At 74.0% G+C, this 17,597-nt stretch carries 16 protein-coding genes; 9 read left to right on the top strand and 7 right to left on the bottom strand.

What is annotated here, in order from left to right:
- Positions 1-190: 190 nt before the first annotated feature.
- Both DQ392_RS00575 and DQ392_RS00570 read left to right on the top strand, forming a co-directional pair.
- Positions 191-796: an Rv1733c family protein gene (locus DQ392_RS00575; protein ID WP_114013440.1), complete on the top strand. Its 606-nt coding sequence runs from the start codon at positions 191-193 to the stop codon at positions 794-796.
- Positions 797-985: 189 nt separating this feature from the next.
- On the top strand, positions 986-3,448 hold the full coding sequence (locus tag DQ392_RS00570) for a right-handed parallel beta-helix repeat-containing protein (RefSeq protein ID WP_114013439.1): 2,463 nt from the start codon (positions 986-988) through the stop codon (positions 3,446-3,448).
- Here the strand turns inward: DQ392_RS00570 and DQ392_RS00565 are convergent.
- Complete coding sequence (locus tag DQ392_RS00565) at positions 3,418-5,901, bottom strand: hypothetical protein (protein ID WP_425470444.1); 2,484 nt, start codon at positions 5,899-5,901, stop codon at positions 3,418-3,420. The genes DQ392_RS00570 and DQ392_RS00565 overlap by 31 nt on opposite strands.
- A 238-nt stretch (positions 5,902-6,139) precedes the next feature.
- On the opposite strand from DQ392_RS00565, the gene DQ392_RS00560 reads away from it, so the two are divergent.
- Together DQ392_RS00560 and DQ392_RS00555 are read left to right on the top strand one after the other, a co-directional pair.
- Positions 6,140-6,994 carry a DeoR/GlpR family DNA-binding transcription regulator gene (locus DQ392_RS00560; RefSeq protein WP_114013438.1) on the top strand — a complete coding sequence of 285 codons (855 nt, stop codon included), beginning with the start codon at positions 6,140-6,142 and terminating at the stop codon, positions 6,992-6,994.
- A gap of 132 nt (positions 6,995-7,126) precedes the next feature.
- Positions 7,127-7,600, top strand: a complete 474-nt coding sequence (locus tag DQ392_RS00555) for an SRPBCC family protein (protein ID WP_114013437.1) — start codon at positions 7,127-7,129, stop codon at positions 7,598-7,600.
- A gap of 390 nt (positions 7,601-7,990) precedes the next feature.
- Here DQ392_RS00555 and DQ392_RS00545 read toward each other — a convergent pair whose 3' ends face one another.
- Positions 7,991-9,133 (bottom strand): PLP-dependent cysteine synthase family protein, encoded by a 1,143-nt coding sequence (locus DQ392_RS00545; protein WP_114013436.1) that lies wholly within the window; start codon positions 9,131-9,133, stop codon positions 7,991-7,993.
- A gap of 124 nt (positions 9,134-9,257) precedes the next feature.
- On the opposite strand from DQ392_RS00545, the gene DQ392_RS00540 reads away from it, so the two are divergent.
- Entirely contained in the window at positions 9,258-9,569 is a 312-nt protein-coding gene (locus tag DQ392_RS00540; protein WP_114013435.1) for a hypothetical protein, read from the top strand.
- A gap of 166 nt (positions 9,570-9,735) precedes the next feature.
- Positions 9,736-10,389 (top strand): ATP-binding protein, encoded by a 654-nt coding sequence (locus DQ392_RS00535; protein WP_114013434.1) that lies wholly within the window; start codon positions 9,736-9,738, stop codon positions 10,387-10,389.
- Positions 10,390-10,434: 45 nt separating this feature from the next.
- On the opposite strand, the gene DQ392_RS00530 is transcribed toward DQ392_RS00535, so the two are convergent.
- From DQ392_RS00530 to DQ392_RS00520, 3 genes are read right to left on the bottom strand one after another with little or no spacing between them, the layout of a single operon-like run.
- The gene (locus tag DQ392_RS00530; protein WP_114013433.1) at positions 10,435-10,752 is read right to left on the bottom strand and encodes an SHOCT domain-containing protein; all 318 of its coding nucleotides are present in this window, start codon (positions 10,750-10,752) and stop codon (positions 10,435-10,437) included.
- Between the two features lie 40 nt (positions 10,753-10,792).
- On the bottom strand, positions 10,793-11,410 hold the full coding sequence (locus tag DQ392_RS00525) for a GNAT family N-acetyltransferase (protein ID WP_114013432.1): 618 nt from the start codon (positions 11,408-11,410) through the stop codon (positions 10,793-10,795).
- Between the two features lie 4 nt (positions 11,411-11,414).
- Positions 11,415-12,647: an ROK family protein gene (locus DQ392_RS00520; protein WP_114013431.1), complete on the bottom strand. Its 1,233-nt coding sequence runs from the start codon at positions 12,645-12,647 to the stop codon at positions 11,415-11,417.
- A gap of 17 nt (positions 12,648-12,664) precedes the next feature.
- On the opposite strand from DQ392_RS00520, the gene DQ392_RS00515 reads away from it, so the two are divergent.
- The 3 genes from DQ392_RS00515 (at position 12,665) to DQ392_RS00505 (ending at position 15,383) form a co-directional block, all read left to right on the top strand.
- Positions 12,665-13,912 carry an MFS transporter gene (locus tag DQ392_RS00515; RefSeq protein WP_114013430.1) on the top strand — a complete coding sequence of 416 codons (1,248 nt, stop codon included), beginning with the start codon at positions 12,665-12,667 and terminating at the stop codon, positions 13,910-13,912.
- A 108-nt stretch (positions 13,913-14,020) separates the two neighbouring features.
- Positions 14,021-14,896 (top strand): alpha/beta fold hydrolase, encoded by an 876-nt coding sequence (locus DQ392_RS00510; RefSeq protein WP_114013429.1) that lies wholly within the window; start codon positions 14,021-14,023, stop codon positions 14,894-14,896.
- A 22-nt stretch (positions 14,897-14,918) separates the two neighbouring features.
- Positions 14,919-15,383 (top strand): DUF4442 domain-containing protein, encoded by a 465-nt coding sequence (locus DQ392_RS00505; protein ID WP_114013428.1) that lies wholly within the window; start codon positions 14,919-14,921, stop codon positions 15,381-15,383.
- Between the two features lie 22 nt (positions 15,384-15,405).
- Here the strand turns inward: DQ392_RS00505 and DQ392_RS00500 are convergent, their stop codons facing one another.
- Both DQ392_RS00500 and DQ392_RS00495 read right to left on the bottom strand, forming a co-directional pair.
- Positions 15,406-16,071 carry a response regulator transcription factor gene (locus tag DQ392_RS00500; protein WP_114013427.1) on the bottom strand — a complete coding sequence of 222 codons (666 nt, stop codon included), beginning with the start codon at positions 16,069-16,071 and terminating at the stop codon, positions 15,406-15,408.
- Positions 16,072-16,106: 35 nt separating this feature from the next.
- A complete protein-coding gene (locus tag DQ392_RS00495; protein ID WP_181856214.1) occupies positions 16,107-17,450 on the bottom strand; it encodes a sensor histidine kinase in 1,344 nt (447 codons plus the stop codon).
- Between the last annotated feature and the right edge of the window lie 147 nt (positions 17,451-17,597).

Here is a 17,597-nt window from a genome sequence, read left to right as displayed (position 1 = left end):
CGGTCCGTCCCGGTGCGGCCGTCTCGACCAGGCGGCTGAGCGGACAAGCGGCCCCGGGATGTGCGGCCGCCCGGCCGCCGTACCCCGGCGCACGGGCGCGGACCGGCCGCGCGGAGCCCCGCGGTCCCTCTCGTGCGGGTACCGCGCCCGTCGAGAGGGCTGACGGACGGCGAGAAGGGGGTGTGCGGCGGTGCTGACGATCATCGGTCTGTGGCGCTGGCGTGGAAACGCACTGGCCCGCCGCAGCGACCGCCGCGAAGCCTGGCTGTCCCTGTGGGCGGCGGTGCTGATGGTCGTGGGGGTTCCGCTGGTGGGCTGGGCCGCGCAGGAGGCCGCCCACGACGCGATGCTGCGTACGGCGCACGAGCAGCAGCGCGACCGTCAGCGCACGTGGGCGACGGCCCAGCACGTCGTCGTCCGCCCTCCGTTGGACTCTGAGACGGAGACGGCGGCCGGTCAGCAGCCGAACCGCAACCAGGTCACCGCCCGCTGGGCGGGGCCCGACGGCTCCTCCCACACGGGCACCCTCGTGCTGCGCAGTCCGGTCAGGCCCGGCGGCCGCTTCCTGGTGTGGACCGACCGGCACGGCCGGCTCACCTCCCGCCCGATGAGCCCGCGCGGCGCCGCCTCGCACGCGCTCCTCGCGGGGCTGGGCGCCGCCGCGCTCACCGCTGCCGTACTGGAGGTCGGGCGGCGGGCCGCGATCCGGCTGGCGCTGCGACGCCGGTACGCGCGCTGGGACGAGGAGTGGGGCCGCATCGGTCCCGACTGGGGACGTACCGGCAACAGCAGTTGAGGCCCGCGCGCACCACGCGAGCGGCTCGCCGCAGGCGAGGGAACCGTCCGCACGAGTCACTCCCCCGTACCCGTCAACCCGGACCACCGGCGCACGCTACGGTGGTGCGACCAGCACGGACGGCGCACCGCGCGATCCGTGCAAGGGACAACGCATCTTGTATCGCACGAGGTTGGGGCACAGCACTCCATGGCACAGGGCTCGGTCCAGGTGACGCACGGCGGCACGTCGCGTTGGCGGCGGCGCACGGGCGAGTACGCGTCGTTGTCGGCGGCGCTGGAGGCCGCGGGTGACGGTGACGTGCTCACCGTGGCGCCCGGCACCTACCGGGAGAACCTGGTCATCGAGCGCACGGTGACCCTGCGCGGGCCCGAGAGGTCGGGCGGCGGCCCGGTCCGCATCGCGCCCGCCGACGGGGTGGCGCTGACCCTCCGCTCCGCCGCCCTCGTCCAGGACCTCCAGGTCGAGGGCCAGGACTCCGCCGTTCCTGCCGTACTGGTCGAGGACGCGGCGCCCGAGCTTGCAGGGCTGCGGGTGATGACCCGTTCGGCGGCCGGCATCGAGGTGCGCGGCGGCGCCCGTCCCACCGTGCGGCGCTGCACGGTGGACAATCCGGCGGGGCTCGGGCTCAGCATCATGGGCGGCGCGAGCGGCAGTTACGAGGAGTGCGAGGTGGTGGCGGCCGGGCAGTCCGGCGTACTCGTGCGCGACGGCGCGCGCCCGCGGCTGGCGCATTGCAGGGTGCACCTGGCGTCAGGCGCCGGCATCACGCTCCAGGGCGAGGGCAGCACGCTGGAGGCGGTCGGCTGCGAGGTGTACGAGATCAAGGGCAGCGGTGTGCGGGTGGCGGGACGCGCCAGCGGCCACTTCACCGACTGCCGGGTGCACCGCACCTCGGCGGACGGCGTCACCCTGGACACCGATGCCGTGGTCACCCTCGCCGACTGCGACATCCACGACATCCCCGAGAACGCCGTCGATCTGCGGTCCCGTTCGGTGCTGACGCTGACGCGTTCGACCGTGCGACGCTTCGGCCGCAACGGTCTGTCGGTGTGGGATCCGGGGACCCGCGTGGACGCCAACGGCTGCGAGATACACGAGAGCACCGGCGACTATCCGGCCGTGTGGGTCAGCGACGGCGCCACCGCCGTCCTGGACACCTGCCGGGTGCACACGGTGCCCGACGCGCTGTTCGTCCTCGACCGCGGCTCGCGCGCCGACGTGCTCGACAGCGATCTGTCCCAGGTACGCGGCACCGCCGTCTCGGTCAGCGACGGGGCCGTCGTCCAGCTGGACGACTCGCGCATCAGCAAGGCGGGCACCGGCGCCTGGTTCCGCGACCACGGCAGCGGCGGGGTGCTCAGCGGCTGCACGGTCGACGAGACCGCGACCGGCGTCATCGTCACCAAGGGCGCCGATCCGACGGTGGAGCGCTGCACGGTGAGCGGAGCGGCGGAAGCCGGTTTCTACGTCTCGGCGGAAGGGCGGGGCACCTTCCACAACTGCCGGGTGACCGGCTCGCGGGGCTACGGCTTCCACGTCATCGACGGCTGCCGCACGACGCTGCGGCGCTGCCGCACGGAGCGGTGCGCGCGCGGCGGTTACGAGTTCGCGGAGGAGGGCCCGACCGTCGAGGACTGCACCAGCGACGAAAGCGCGGCGCCCGTCGCACCGCTTGCCGCACCGGCCATCGGTGCCGCCTCCCCCTCCCCCGCGGAGGGCACACCGGGGCTGCTGACCGCCACGGCCACCGTGCCGCGGCAGCGCACGGCGAGCCCGCGGCCCGACACCGCAGCGGCCGGTGACCAGGCCCCCGCGGCCGAGGAGCCCGAGGGGGAGGCGCGCGCTCCCAAGGAGGTGCTGGGCGAACTCGACGCGCTGGTCGGCCTGGAGGGCGTCAAGCGCGAGGTCCGCGCGCTGACCGACATGATCGAGGTCGGCCGCAGGCGGCAGGCGGCGGGTCTGAAGGCGGCCTCCGCGCGGCGCCACCTGGTCTTCACCGGCTCGCCCGGCACCGGCAAGACGACGGTGGCCCGGCTCTACGGCGAGATCCTGCGCTCCCTCGGTGTGCTGCGGCGCGGCCATCTCAGGGAGGTCTCGCGCGTCGATCTGGTGGGCGAGCACATCGGTTCCACGGCGATCCGCACCCAGGAGGCGTTCGAGAAGGCCAAGGGCGGCGTGCTGTTCATCGACGAGGCATACGCTCTGGCGCCCCAGGACGCGGGCCGCGACTTCGGCAGGGAGGCCATCGACACGCTCGTGAAGCTGATGGAGGACCACCGGGACGACGTGGTGGTGATCGTCGCGGGCTACACCGCCGAGATGGAGCACTTCCTGGCCTCCAACCCGGGCGTGGCCTCCCGTTTCTCGCGCACGATCTCCTTCGGTGACTACACGCCCGAGGAGCTGTTGCTGATCGTCGAACAGCAGGCGGACGAGCACGAGTACGACCTGAGCGAGGGGGCACGCCAGTCGCTGCTGCGCTACTTCGCGCGGCTGCCCAAGGGGCCCTCGTTCGGCAACGGGCGCACCGCTCGGCAGACGTTCGAGGCGATGGTCGAGCGGCACGCGGGCCGGGTCGCGCAGCTGCCGGACCCGACCACCGAGGACCTGACTCTCCTCTACCCGGAGGACCTGCCCCGCTCCGCGTGAGCGCGCGGCCGCTCCGGCTCCGGGTCCGCCGCGGGATCGGGCTGGCGCGGTATGCCCGTACCGCGGGCGTATCCGGCGCCGTCGCTCGCCGTGCTCTTCGGCTCCTCGGCGGTGTGCCCGGAGCGCTCCTTGAGGCGGGCGAGCAGCCCGGCGCGCTCCTGTTCGAAGGCCGGGTCGGCCTGGTAGTCGCTGTGGGCCAGGATCGGCTCGGGAAGCGGCAGTGCGGGGGTGCGGCCGTAGGCGAGCGGGTCCAGCAGCGGGCCGCGGTCGACGCCCCGGCACCGCGCGGGCGGCCCGGACTCGGGGGTGCCGGCCCGCTCGGGCCGTACCGGGCCGCCGATCGGGTCGGTGAGCCGCCACAGGTTGCGCCAGCACTCCAGGTCGTCGTGGAGCGCACCGAGCCGCCCGGGTCCGAAGTAGGCGGGGAACCAGCGCCCGTAGAGGCGTTCGAGGGGGGAGCCGTAGGTGAGCAGGGCGATCTGGCGGCGCGTGCCCGGATCGAGTTGCCAGACAGCGGCCGCCGCCAGCACGCTGCCCTGCGAGTGGCCTGAGATCACCAGGCGCCGGGTGGGCTGCCGGTCCGTCCACAGCGCCATCCGCCAGGCCAGGTCGGGCACCGCGCGCTCCGCGTAGCACGGAGGCGCGAAGGGGTGGGCGCAGCGCGGCCAGAAGGTGCCCACGTCCCACAGGATGCCGACGGTGCGGCGCGCCGAGGGGTCCTTGTAGGCGCGGCGCCCCCAGGTGAGCAGGAGGACGAAGCCGAAGCCGATCAGCCAGGAGCCGAGCGCCTGGACGGTGTCGGCGAAACCGGCGACGACGGCGGGGGCGCCCTCGGTCGCCTCGCCCGGTACCTGGCCGGTCGCCAGCGTGCCGAGCACGGCGACGCCGCCGAGGACGAGGGTGGCCACGGCGACGGTCGCGGCGAGCCAGGCCGCCTCGTCGGTGAGGCCGGCCCGCGCGATGGCGGCGGCGATCCTGCCCGAGCGCGTCCGGTCGGGCACGCAGTCGGGGTAGCCGGCCGTGACGTCGTCGGTGAGCCGCCGCGCGTCGCGCCAGACGCGGAAGGCGAACCAGCAGACCAGCAGCAGCACGAGCGCGAGCAGCACGGGGATGACGGAGGCCTGCCAGGTGAGGATCGTGGGCGGGCCGCCGATGTGACCGTCGCCCTCACCGGGCGTGCCGGGCCCGTCCAGCCAGTCGCCGACCCGCTGGGAGACTCCGCCGGACAGCAGCCCGCCGAGCGCGCAGGCCAGCATGGCGACGGCCGCAGAGGCCAGTCCGGCCAGCGCGGTGCGCGGCAGCCGGGTGGTGCGGTGCAGCCGCAGGCTCAGCGCGCCGAGGGCGAGGACGAGCGTGCCCTGGAGCACCGCGAGGACGCTGAAGGTCTCGTCGCCCGGGAGGGTGCCGTCCGAGGTCCAGCCCGGGCGGCTCCAGCCGCTGTACACGACGGCGAGCAGCAGCACGCCCGCGGAGGCGCCGGGCAGCACGCGCACGGCGAGGCTGTCGATACGGTCGTCCGGCTCGCTCTCCTTGCGTCCCCTGCGGCTGACGACGAAGAGCACGCACAGGCCGCCTGCCACCACCAGGCTCTCCAGCGCCCAGCCCACCGCGTCCAGCGCCGCGCTGCCGCCCGGCCTGCGGTCGTACCGGGTGGCGGCGGCGGTCAGCGCGGCGGCGACGGTGAGGAAACCGGCCGCGGTGTGTGCGGCGCGCAGCCGGGCGACGAGCCGCTTGCCGTACCAGAATCCGGGCAAAGACAGCGGCGGGCGGCCGTCGGCGGCGGGGTCGTCCTCGGGCACCGGGCGCTCCAGCGGGGGCTGGGACTCGTACGCGCTCCACGTGCGGTGCGAGAGCCACCACAGCAGCACGGTGAGTCCCGCGGGCAGCACCGCGGCGAGAGCGAGCCGGCGTCCCGGCTGGCTCCACCAGCCGCCGTGGCCCGCGGACGCGTCGGGCGCCATGAAGGCGAGCCAGGAGCGGTCGCGGGCGCACGCGCTGCTTCCCGCGCACTGCCAGGCGATCAGGTCCAGCGCGACCTCGCAGGCGGCGGCGACCAGCAGCACGGTCAGCGAGAGCGCGGTCAGCCGCACCAGGAGTGCGTGGGCGCGCTCGGTGGTGCGGCGGCCCCGGGAGGCCGGCCTGGTCCAGTGTGCGAGGTTGACGACCATGAAGGGCAGCAGCATCAGCCACAGGGCCCGGGCTCCGTTGCCCGAGGTGAGGTTGGACCAGCAGTACGCCTCGCGGACCGGTTCGTCCGCGTAGTCCTCGGGGTGTGCTTCGGCGTCCTCGTCCTCGGCGCGGCGGTGGACGGCCGCCGTGCGGTCCCCGGTGACGCGTACGGTGCGTGGGTCGCCGAGCATCTCGGACGGCGTCGTTCCCCCGACGCCGTGGACCAGCAGTTCCAGCGAGAGGCCCGCCTGGTCAGCGGGCGGGTCTGTGTGGTGTGACGGCACTGTGCTTCTTCCCCCGGATCCCCCGAACGGTGTGTCAGCTGTGTGGACGTCCGCGCACAGGACAGCATCACCGCCGGGCGGCCCCTGTGCCACCCCCTCACGGGTGAAGGTGGCGTGCGGGGTGCCGCTTCCCGGCATGAGCGTGCCTGTCACGCACGTGGGAGGATGGCCCCCACCAGCGCTCCCCACAGCCTCGACGGTGCGGTCACACCAGGCGGGAAAGGAACGGAGAAGGGCAGTGAGCGACAACCAGAACCTCCTCGCCGAGCAGCGGCGTGCGCTGATCCTGGAGGAGGTACGGCGCAGGGGTGGGGCGCGGGTCAACGAGTTGACCAGAAAGCTGTCCGTCTCGGACATGACGGTGCGGCGGGATTTGGACGCGCTGGCACGGCAGGGCGCGCTGGAGAAGGTGCACGGGGGCGCGGTGCCGGTCGCCGAGGCGAGCACGCACGAGCCGGGGTTCGAGGCGAAGTCCTCGCTGGAGTTGAGCGCCAAGGAGGACATCGCCCGCGCGGCGGCCACCATGGCGCAGCCCGGCAGCGCGATCGCCCTGTCCGGGGGGACGACGACGTTCGCGCTGGCGCGGCACCTGCTGGACGTGCCGAATCTGACGGTCGTGACGAACTCGGTGCGGGTCGCCGATGTCTTCCACGCCGCGCAGCGCTCCGGCGGCCAGGGTCCGGGGAACCGTGCCGGCGCCGCCACGGTGGTGCTGACGGGCGGGGTGCGCACGCCATCCGACTCGCTGGTGGGGTCGGTGGCGGACGCGGCGATCCGCTCGCTCCACTTCGACGCGCTGTTCCTGGGCGTGCACGGGATATCGGCGGAGGCGGGGCTCTCGACGCCGAACCTGGCGGAGGCCGAGACCAACCGGCACTTCGTGGGCTCGGCGCGCCGGGTGATCGTCGTCGCCGACCACACCAAGTGGGGCACGGTGGGTTTGAGTTCGTTCGCCTCACTGGACCAGGTGGACACGCTGGTGACGGACGGCGGGCTGCCGTCCGAGGCGCGCGCGGAGATGCAGGAGCGGTTGCCCGAGTTGGTGGTGGCCGGCGAGCAGGAGGCGGGCGCGGAGGAGTCCGAGGAACTCTAGGGCTTTCCCCGCGGCCCTCGGGGGCGCCGCGGACCGTCCCCGTGGGCGGGTGGGGCCCACCGGGTGGGCGAAGGCCGCGGCTACGCTGGGGGTTCCGTACACCCGTTCGTGCATCGCTGGGGGTCCGCCCGTATGGCTCGTCGACTGCGCTTCGTCGAACTCGACTTCGCCGACACCGCGCCGCTGCGGCTCTCCTTCGTCGCCGACGTGGCGGCACCGGCCGAGACGGTGTACGCGGCGCTGGCCGAGGACGTGACGGAGTGGCCGTGCTGGTTCACGGCGGTCACCGAGGTACGCCCGACGCAGGACGGCTCCGGGCGCGCTGTCCGGCTGAAGGGCGGCGGCTTCTTCGACGAGACGATCGTGGCGGCCCACCCCGCCGAGCGCTACGCCTACCGCATCGACCGCACCAACGCACCCGGTATGCGGGCGATGATGGAGGACTGGGAGTTGCGGCTCTCCCCCGCGGGCAGCACGCGGGTGCGCTGGACGATGGCCGTGGACGGTACGCCGGTGCTGCACGCGGCGCTGCGCCTGGGCAGGCCGGGCATCAGGGCCTCGTTCAGGGACGCGATGCGGAAGCTGGAGGAACGGCTGCGCGCCTGAGGGAGGGATACGGTGCGCATTGGCCCGGGTGCGGGGGCGGACGTGCGGTTCGCCTGAAGTGGCGATCATGTCTCGGTCAAAGGTCTTCCCGCACCTCGCTTCCCGTCGGGCCCGTCGGCCGACGAGCCGCTGCACTCGGGGGGGCAGACGCAGTCCATGCCCAAGCACCACTTCCGCTATGACGTGCCGGGCAGGTCCGCGAAGTGGAAGGTCCTCGACAAGGGCACGGCCCCCTCCTACACGGGGAAGGACGGCAGGTGAGCGAGGCCGAGCCCTACAAGCACGGCGGCATCGAGGGCTGCACCGCGACCGCCGAGGTCACCGTCGCCCACCGGCCGAGTTCGTGCGTCCCGCCGAAGGCCGTCGTGCGTCAGATCCACTCACCCCTAATCAGATCCACTCCCCCGTGGTCAAGAAGCGCTCCAGGGTGCGGGTGTAGGGGGTGATGTCCAGCCCCTGCCCGGCCAGCCAGGCGTCGGAGTAGTACTTGTCGAGGTAGCGCTCGCCCGGATCGCACAACAGTGTGACCACGCTGCCGGTTTCGCCGCGGGCCAGCATCTCGGCCACGATGAGCAGGCTGCTCCACAGCCCGGTGCCGGTCGAGCCGCCCGCCTTGCGGCCCAGCGCCCTCTCCAGCATCCGCACGGCGGCCACGCTGGCGGCGTCCGGGACCTTCATCATCCGGTCGATGGCGCCGGGCACGAAGCTCGGCTCCATCCGGGGGCGGCCGATGCCCTCGATGCGGGAGCCCGCCTCGGTGGTGACGTCGGGGTCGCGGTGGGTCCAGCCGTCGAAGAAGCAGGAGTTCTCCGGGTCGGGGACGCACACCCGGGTGTCGTACTGCATGTAACGGATGTAGCGGGCGAAGGTGGCGGAGGTGCCTCCGGTGCCCGCCGTGGTCACGATCCAGGCGGGTTCGGGGTGCCGCTCCGTGCACAGTTGCTGGTAGACGGACATGGCGATGTTGTTGTTGCCGCGCCAGTCGGTGGCCCGTTCGGCGTAGGTGAACTGGTCCATGAAGTGGCCGCCGCTGTCGGCGGCGAGCCGGGCGGAGACCTCGTACACCGTCCGCGGGTCGTCCACCAGGTGGCACGTGCCGCCCTGGAACTCGATCAGCCGGGTCTTCTCGCGGCTGGTCGTGCGGGGCATCACCGCGATGAACGGCACCCCGATCAGCTTGGCGAAGTAGGCCTCGCTCACCGCCGTGGAGCCGCTGGAGGCCTCGATGACGGGCCGTCCGGGGCGGATCCAGCCGTTGCAGAGCGCGTAGAGGAACAGGGAGCGTGCCAGCCGGTGTTTGAGGCTGCCCGTGGGGTGGGTCGACTCGTCCTTGAGGTAGAGGTCGATGCCCCACTCCTCGGGGAGCGGGAAGGAGAGCAGGTGCGTGTCGGCGCTGCGGCCGCTCTCGGCCCGCACCTTGCGCACCGCTTCCTTGAGCCACGCGCGGTGGCCGGCGTCGCTGCGGTCCACGTCCTGGGTGGGGAGTCCGGGAACGGGAGGGGCGGGTTCGGTGGCGCTCACGGAGTCGATCATAGAGGCGGGCTGATAGACGGAGGCGGACCTGGGCATGCTCCTGGCAAGGGGCGGGCCTTCCGGGGGTGTGTGCGCACTGTTCGGGGGTACCTCCGCGGGATGGACCGGTGGGAGGCGGTGTGTCGTGGTGGAGCCGGAGTTCGACGCGACCGGCGTGGGGATACGCCGGATGCTTCGCTCACTCACCCGGGCCGGCCACGTGCTGGTGCGGGACGGTGAGCTGGTGCTGATGACCAGCTACGGGAGTGAGATCGACAGCGCCCCGGTGGACGAGGTACGCATCAGCGGCTACGGACTGCGCGATCAGGCGCTGGCGACGCTGCGCGGACGCGGCTATGTCCTGCGGCTGGGCCTCGGACACCGCGAGGGCCTGCTGACGGCGGTGCGGACGGCCCGGGCGAAGTCCGCCGCCGAGCGCGGCGTACTCGGCACCTGACGCGGCTCACCACCTGACGCGTACGGTAGTCGCTCCGTCGCTCCGCGTTGCGACACTGCTTTCGGGGCCGCATGCTGACCGTGTAACGCACGTCAACGCACGTCACATGTGGTGATCCGGCCTCGCCCCCTTCCGGGGCAGGTCTCAGCAGGCAGGGAGTCGCGTCGTGATCAGTCCACCGAGCAGCACGACCGAGCACGCCACCCCGGCCCCGGGGCGGCACTGCGCCGTGGAGTTCCAGGCGTTGCCCTCACGCATCGGCGAGGTGCGCGGCATCGTCTCCGCACAGCTGTGCCACTGGGGTCTGGACGCCCTCGTCGACACCGCGGGCCTCGGCCTGACCGAGTTGCTGACCAACGTCCTGAAACATGCGGCGGGCGGCGAGGCGGTGGGCGAGAACCCCGCACCGGCCGGCAAACACTGCACGGTCGAACTCTCCTTCGTCTGGAACCGCCTGACGGTCTCGGTGCGCGACCACGACCCGCGGCTGCCGCACGCCGCCCGCGGCGCCAGGGCGCGGCGGGAAGAGCTGTCCACGCACGGGCGGGGGCTCGCGCTGGTCGCGGCGATCAGCGAGAGCTGGGGCGTGCGCACCCAGCACGACGGCTCGGGGAAGACGGTCTGGTTCGCGCTGCCCGCACCCTCGCGGAAGGCGGCTGCCCGCCGCCGCTCGGGCGCGGGGTCGGAGGGGGCGGGCGAGTCCTCGGAGTCAGGGCCTCACGCGGCGCGGGCCGCCGCCCGGGTGGAGCGGCGGGCCCGCACCTCCCCCGCGCCGGCCGTGCCGCCCCCTGTGGAGGCGGAGACGGCCCCCATGGGGTGAGTCCCACAGGGTCGCGGGCCCCCCGGGCGGGGGCAGCGGCACCGTTCATCGCTTGCCGCCCCGGCCCTCACCGTTCCCCTCGCTGAGGCTCGCCCTGAGCACGGAGGTGCGGCGCCAGTACTCGTCCTCGTCGATCTCTCCTCGGGCGAAGCGCCGGCCGAGCAGTTCGAGCGGGGTCTCCTGGCCGTGCGGGGCTTGATGGCCGTGCGCTGTCCGCGGCTGCCAGAACACGCGGCGACCGCTCCATGCGGTGCGGCGCAGCAGGGTGATGCCGCCGGCGACGACGGCCGCCCAGAGCAGCGGGAAGAACAGGATCCAGGGGCCGGGGCCCCCGCCGTCGTGCCAGTGCGCCAGCAGGTCCATCTCTCTCAGCTCCTCGGTAGCGGGCCGTGGTGTGTTCTCGCTACCGAGGGTGCGCGCCGGAGGGGGGCTTGGTCGTCGTACGGCCGGCGGCAGCGGAGGTACCCCGCGGGGAGTACGGGCTCCCGGCCGGCGCGGGGTGCGCCGGGCTGCTCGTCTCGCGGCGCATGCAGACGCGGGGCCAGCGGTCGAGGCCCGCAGCGGCCTCGTCGGCGCGGATCTGCCGCAGTCCGGGGGTGAGTTCGCCTGCGGCGAGTGAGCGGAAGCCCAGGCGCGCGTAGTAGGGCGCGTTCCAGGGCACCTCGGCGAAGGTGGTGAGGGTGAGGGCGGGTACCCCATCGGCGGCTGCCCTGGCCGACAGCTCGTCGAGGAGGGCGCGGCCGACGCCGCGGCGCGCGCTGTCGGGGTGCACGGAGATCTGCTCGACGTGCAGGCAGCCGTCGACGGGTTCGGTCAGCGCGTAGGCGACGGGCTCGCTCCCGTGCTCGGGGGTGACGACCCACAGCCCGCCGGAGTGCGCGTAGCTCTCCAGCGACTCCAGCGTGGGCGGCTCGTCGTCGGCGATCTCGTCCATGCCGATGTCGCCAAACCAGCGCCCCGCCGCCCGTTCGATCTCCTGGAGTACGCCGAGTCCGCGGGCGCGTCCCGCTTCGATCCGCATGGGTTCATCCTCCCAGCGCACCGATCGGATCGTCGAGGACGGGCTGCCAGGCCAGTTCGGCGGCGCCGACCAGCGAGCTGTGCTCCAGCGCGCTGGGCAGTACGGGCACGCTGCCGCTGCGGCCCCACAGGCTGCGGTCGGCGACGACGCCGCGCAGCCGCTCCCCGTCGGCTTCCACGAGGGCGCGGTGCAGTCCGGCCAGCACGATGCGGTCGGGGTTGAGGATGTTGACCAGCCCCGCGAGGCCGAGGCCGAGCCGGTCCACGAGCCGCCCTGTCGCCGCGCGGACGCGGGCGTCGGTGGCGTACTCGGAGCGGATCAGCTCACCTGCCTGTGCCAGCAGTGAGTCGCGGTCGGACGGGGTGCGTCCGGCGGCGGAGAAGAGGGCGGCCGGGTCGGTCTCCACGTCCAGACAGCCGCGGCTGCCGCAGTGGCACGGGCGGCCGCCGGGGTCCACGGTCAGGTGGCCGACCTCCAGGGCGAGGCCCGAACTGCCGGTGTGCAGGCGGCCGTCGAGCACCAGGGCGCCGCCCACCCCGTGGTGTCCTGTGCCGACGACGAGCAGGTGTCCGGCTCCGCGTCCCGCGCCGTGCCGGTACTCGGCGAGGGCCGCCACGTTGAGGTCGTTGGCGGCGAAGCCGGTGACCGGCGAGCCGCCCGCCGCGTGGGTGATGCCCGCCTCGGCGAGGCAGGCGCGGAAGGTGTCGCGCACGGGGGCGCCTGCCTGCCAGGCGAGGTGCAGGGGGTTGAGCGCGGTCCCCTCGGGTTCGGCGACGGCGGAGGGAACCGCGAGTCCGGCGCCGACGCACCGGCGCCCGGTGTCCTTCAGCAACTGGGCTCCCGTCCGGACGACTTCGCTGATGACCTGCGCCGGGTCGGCGTCCACGGTGCCGCAGCCGGGCGCGGTGGCCACCAGGTGTCCGCCGAGGCCGACGAGGGCGGCGCGGTAGCCGTCCGCGTGGATCTGGGCGGCCAGCGCCACGGGGCCCCGCGGGTCGACGGCCAGCCGGTGGGAGGGGCGGCCCTGGGTGCCGACCGGTGCCGTCGGGTGGGGGTCGACGGTGATGAGCCCGAGGGTTTCGAGTTCGTTCGCGACGGCCCCCGCTGTCGCCCTGGTCACGCCGAGTTCGGCGGTGAGCACCGCGCGGGTGGGTGCCTGCCCCGTGTGGACCAGTTCCAGCGCGGGTCCGAGTGCCGAACGCCCTCGCTCCAGCCTTGTTGTACGCGTCTGGGTCACGCCTCTATTCTCTCTTTGTGCCGACACTGAACAAAATACGGTCGGCGCTCGCCGGTGCAACGGGGCACCGCGGTCGTCCACCCGCCGCCTCCCCTCGCCCGGACCTGCGCCGCTTCCGCATCACCCTGACAGTCTTCTTCGCCCTCGACGGCTTCCTCTTCGCCGGCTGGGTCGTCCGCATCCCCGCCGTCAAGGCACAGACCGGCGCGTCGTCCAGCGCGCTCGGCCTCGCCCTGCTCGGCGTCTCAGCGGGCGCCGTGGCCACCATGATGCTCACAGGAAGACTCTGCTCACGTCTGGGCAGCCAACCGGTCGTGCTGACCTGCGGGCTGCTGCTGCCGCTGAGCGTCGCCCTCCCGCCCCTCACCCGCTCGGCGCTCGCCCTCGGCCTGGTGCTGCTCGTCTTCGGCGCCGCGTACGGAGGTATGAGCGTCGCCCTCAACAGCGCGGCCGTCGACCTGATCGCCGCGCTGCGCCGCCCCGTGATGCCCGGCTTCCACGCCGCGTTCAGCCTCGGCGGCATGCTCGGCGCAGGTCTTGGCGGCCTGGTCGCGGGACGGCTGAGCCCGACCCGGCACCTGCTGCTGCTCGCCGCCGCGGGGCTGCTGCTCGCCCTCCTCTTCGCCCGGCCGCTGCTGCGCTTCCCCCTTGAGCCCGCACGGCGCGAGCGGGACGGCGCCGAGGCGTCGGGCGGCACCGCACGGGCCCCCGGGCGCGCGCGGTGGCTGGTCGCCGTACTGGGTCTGATCGCCCTGTGCACGGCGTACGGTGAGGGCGCTCTGGCCGACTGGAGCGCCCTCCACCTGGCCGACGACCTGGGAGCGGGCGCCGGGTCGGCCGCCGCCGGGTACTCGGTGTTCGCCGCGGCGATGACGCTGGGACGGCTGTCGGGGACGACCCTGGTCGAACGGCTCGGCCCCGACCGGGTGTTGATCGCGGGCGGCGCACTGGGCTGCTGCGGCATGCTGCTGGGCTCCCTGGCACCTTCGGTGTGGCTCGCCCTGGCCGGCTTCGTGCTGACCGGCCTCGGTCTCGCGAACGTCTTCCCCATCGCCATCGGGCGCGCCGGGGACCTCGCGGGCCCCGGCGGTGTCGCCGCCGCCTCCACCTTCGGCTACGGCGGAATCCTCGTCGGCCCCGTGGCCATCGGCTTCCTGGCGGACTGGTTCTCGCTCCCGACCGCGCTGCTGACGGTGGCCGTGCTGGCCGCGTTCGCCTCCCTCACGGCGTGGGCGACGCGGCGGGCGGTGCTCCCGCACGGCTGACCGACCGCCGCGCCCTCGCGACGACCACAGCAGGAGTGGCCAGATTCTTGCACTTGTCGTCCGTCCGGCCAGTGTTGTGCGGACTCACCGGCCAGCACAGTGATCCCCATGAACGAGACCTGGACACTGGATCGCACCTACGAGAGCCCCGCCGGCACCGTGCGCTGGACCGCGCTCGGCGACCCCGCCCTGCCACCCGTCGTCCTGCTGCACGGCACCCCGTGGTCCTCCTTCGTGTGGCGGAACACCGCCCGCGCGCTGGCGGAAGACCATCACGTGTTCGTGTGGGACATGCCCGGTTACGGCACCTCTGCCAAGTACGAGGGCCAGGACGTGTCACTGGGTGCGCAGGGCCGGCTGTTCGCCGCACTGCTGGAGCACTGGGGGCTGGAGCGGCCCGCCGTGGTGGGGCACGACTTCGGAGGCGCCGTCGCCCTGCGGGCCCACCTGCTGCACGGCGCGCGGTTCGCACGGCTCGCGCTGGTCGACGTGGTCGCGCTCGCACCCTGGGGTTCGGGCGCCTACCGGCTGCTGGGCGAGCACGCCGCAGTGTTCGCCCACCTCCCGCCCGCCCTGCACGGCGCGCTGGTGCGGGAGTACGTGGCCTCCGTCGGCGGCCCCGGGCTGCGCCAGGAGGTGATCGAGCGGCTGGCCGAGCCCTGGACGGGCGAGGAAGGGCAGCCGGCGCTCTACCGGCAGATGGCGCAGAACGGGCAGCGCTGGACCGACGAGATCGAGAAGCGCTACGGCGGCCTCGCGCTCCCCGTCCTCGTCTGCTGGGGCACCGAGGACGCCTGGATCCCCGCCGCGCGCGGACGGGCGCTGGCGGAGGCGATCCCCGGGGCCAGGCTGCACCTGCTGGAGGGCGCCGGGCACCTGGTCCAGGAGGACGCGCCCGCCGGACTGGCCGCGGCGCTGGGTGCCTTCCTGCGGGAGGAGCACACGGGAACCGCCGGGAACCGCACCGCCATTACTCGTGGGTAACGCGCGTGGTAGCTTCGCCGCCATGGCAAACGTGCTCCGCACACCCAGCGGCCTGCGGCGGGCCCTGAACTGGTATCCGCCCTACCGGTTCACCGGCGTCCGCGTACTGGAGGTCGCCGACGACTGGAGCAGGGCCCGGGTGCGGCTGCGCCTGACCCGGTTCAACCGCAACTACTTCGGCACCCAGTTCGGCGGCACTCTCTACTCGATGAGCGACCCCTTCTGGTGCCTGCTGGCGGTCAACAGGCTGGGGCGGGAGTACGTGGTGTGGGACAAGGCCGCCGAGATCGAGTTCGTCTCCCCCGGACGGGGCGACGTCTACGCCGACTTCGAGCTGACCGAGGACCGCGTGGAGGAGATCCGGGCGGCCACCGCGGACGGCTCCAAGGCACTGCCGTGGTTCGAGTCCACCGTCACGGCGGCGGACGGCACCGTTGTCGCACGCGTCCGCAAACAGCTCTACGTGCGCCGCAAACGGGACGCGTGACCGCCCGCCCGCCGGGCGGGGCTCAGCCCAGCCAGCCCGGGCGCACCAGGCCCGACTCGTAGGCGAGAACGACCAGTTGCGCGCGGTCGCGGGCGCCCAGCTTGACCATCGTGCGGCTCACGTGGGTCTTGGCCGTCAGCGGGGAGACGACCAGCCGGCGGGCGATCTCCTCGTTGGACAGCCCCAGGCCCACCAGCGCCATCACCTCCCGCTCCCGCTCGGTCAGCCGGGCCAGTTCCCCGGCCGCGGCGGGCTGCTTGGAGCGGGCGGCGAACTCCTCGATCAGGCGCCGGGTCACACCGGGCGAGAGCAGCGCGTCCCCGTCGACGACCGCGCGCACCGCCCGTACCAGTTCTTCGGGTTCGGTGTCCTTGACCAGGAACCCGGAGGCCCCCGAGCGCAGCGCCTCGAAGACGTACTCGTCCAGTTCGAACGTGGTCAGCATGACGACCTTCACCGCCGCGAGCCGCGGGTCGCCGGTGAGGCGGCGGGTCGCGGCCAGGCCGTCGAGCACGGGCATGCGGATGTCCATCAGCACCAGGTCAGGGGAGGTTTCCCGGACCAGCGCGACCGCCTCCTGGCCGTCGGCCGCCTCACCCGTGACCTCGATGCCGGGCTGTGCGTCCAGCAGCGCCCGGAACCCGGCGCGGACGAGGACCTGGTCGTCGGCGAGAAGGACGCGGATCACGGTGTCTCCCTGTGTTCTGCGGTGCGGAACGGCGGTCACTGTAGCGGCGCGCCGCCCTCGCCCGGCGGCAGCGGGATCGTCGCCAGGACGCGGAAGCCGCCGCCGGGGCGCGGGCCCGCCTCGAGCGTGCCCCCGAACGCCGCCGCCCGCTCACGCATGCCCACCAGCCCGTTGCCGCCGCCGGTCGGCCCCGTGCCGGTCGCCGGCCCCTCGTCGTCGACGAGCAGTTCCATGGCGGTGCTGCCGTAGCGGATCCGCACGAGCGCGGTACGGGATCCCGAGTGGCGCACCACGTTGGTGAGAGCCTCCTGCACGACGCGGAAAGCCGCCAGATCGGCGCCCGGTGGCAGCGGTACGGGCGCCCCCTCGGTCTCGGTGGTGACCCGGAGCCCGGCGCTCGCGGCCTGCTCGGCCAGTTCGGCGAGCCGGTCGAGCCCGGGCGCGGGGGCGCGGGGCGCGTCACCCGGCGCACGCAGCGTGTCCAGGACCTGGCGCACCTCGCCCAGCGCCTCCTTGCTCGCGGCCTTGATGGTGGTCAGCGCGGTCCGCGCCTGCGCCGGTTCCGAGTCGAGGAGGGCGAGGCCGACCCCTGCCTGGATGTTGATGACGGAGATGCTGTGGGCCAGCACGTCGTGCAGCTCGCGGGCGATGCGCAGCCGCTCCTCGTCCGCCCGCCGCTTCTCGGCCTCCTCCGCCTCGCGCTGCCTGCGCTCCCGCTCGGCGTGGCGCACCCGTGCCAGCTCACCCGCCGTGCACAGCGCCACCATCCACACCAGCATGAACAGGTCCGCGCCCCAGGACCCGGGCGGATCGTCACCGGGCGGCAGCAGGCGGTGGAAGGTGTGGGCCACCAGCAGGTTGCCCAGCCAGAGCATGCCGAGGGCGGACCAGGTCGCGTAGCGGTATCCCGCCACGAGCGCGGCGAAGCCCGCGACGACGACGCTGAGCAGGACAGGCCCGTAGGGATAGCCGGCCGCCAGGTACGCCAGCGTCACCGCCGACGTTCCGAACACCGCACAGCGCGGGTAGCGGTACCTGGCCGGCAGCAGGAGCGGCCCCAGCGTCAGCAGGAGGCGGGCGGTCCCGTCGAGACCGACGGAGTCGGCGGCCCGCTGGTCGTGCGCGGCGAACCCCGTGCCGACCTGCTGGAGGACGAAGACGGCGGCCGACGTCGCCCAGGGGACGCGCCGCCGCGCCCAGGACGGCGGAGCCGGGAGCCGGCCCGGCGGACGCCGCCACCGGGGACGCCGCGCCGGTCCCGCGCCGGCGCCGTCACCAGAGGCAGGAGCGCCGCCGTCAGCAGGGGCGGGCGTCGCGGCCCCGTGGGCATGCGCGGCGCCGTCCCCGGAAGCGGCGGAGGAGGAAGGAGTGCTGACCACGCCTCTCACGCTAGACGTGCCTCGTACGGTGCGTCGTCAGCCCGGTGCGGTGCTCGCGGCTACTTCCCCGGGAGTACGGAGCGCCGGGCGGCCGCGCGGGGGCGTCCCCCTCCGGGACGTGCGGGCGAGTCAGGCCGGGGGCGGGCG

It is taken from the genome of Streptomyces reniochalinae, from assembly GCF_003323735.1.
Taxonomy (GTDB): domain Bacteria; phylum Actinomycetota; class Actinomycetes; order Streptomycetales; family Streptomycetaceae; genus Streptomyces; species Streptomyces reniochalinae.
The sequence above is the reverse complement of the archived record's forward strand: the minus strand, read 5'-3'. Positions and strand labels throughout refer to the sequence as shown.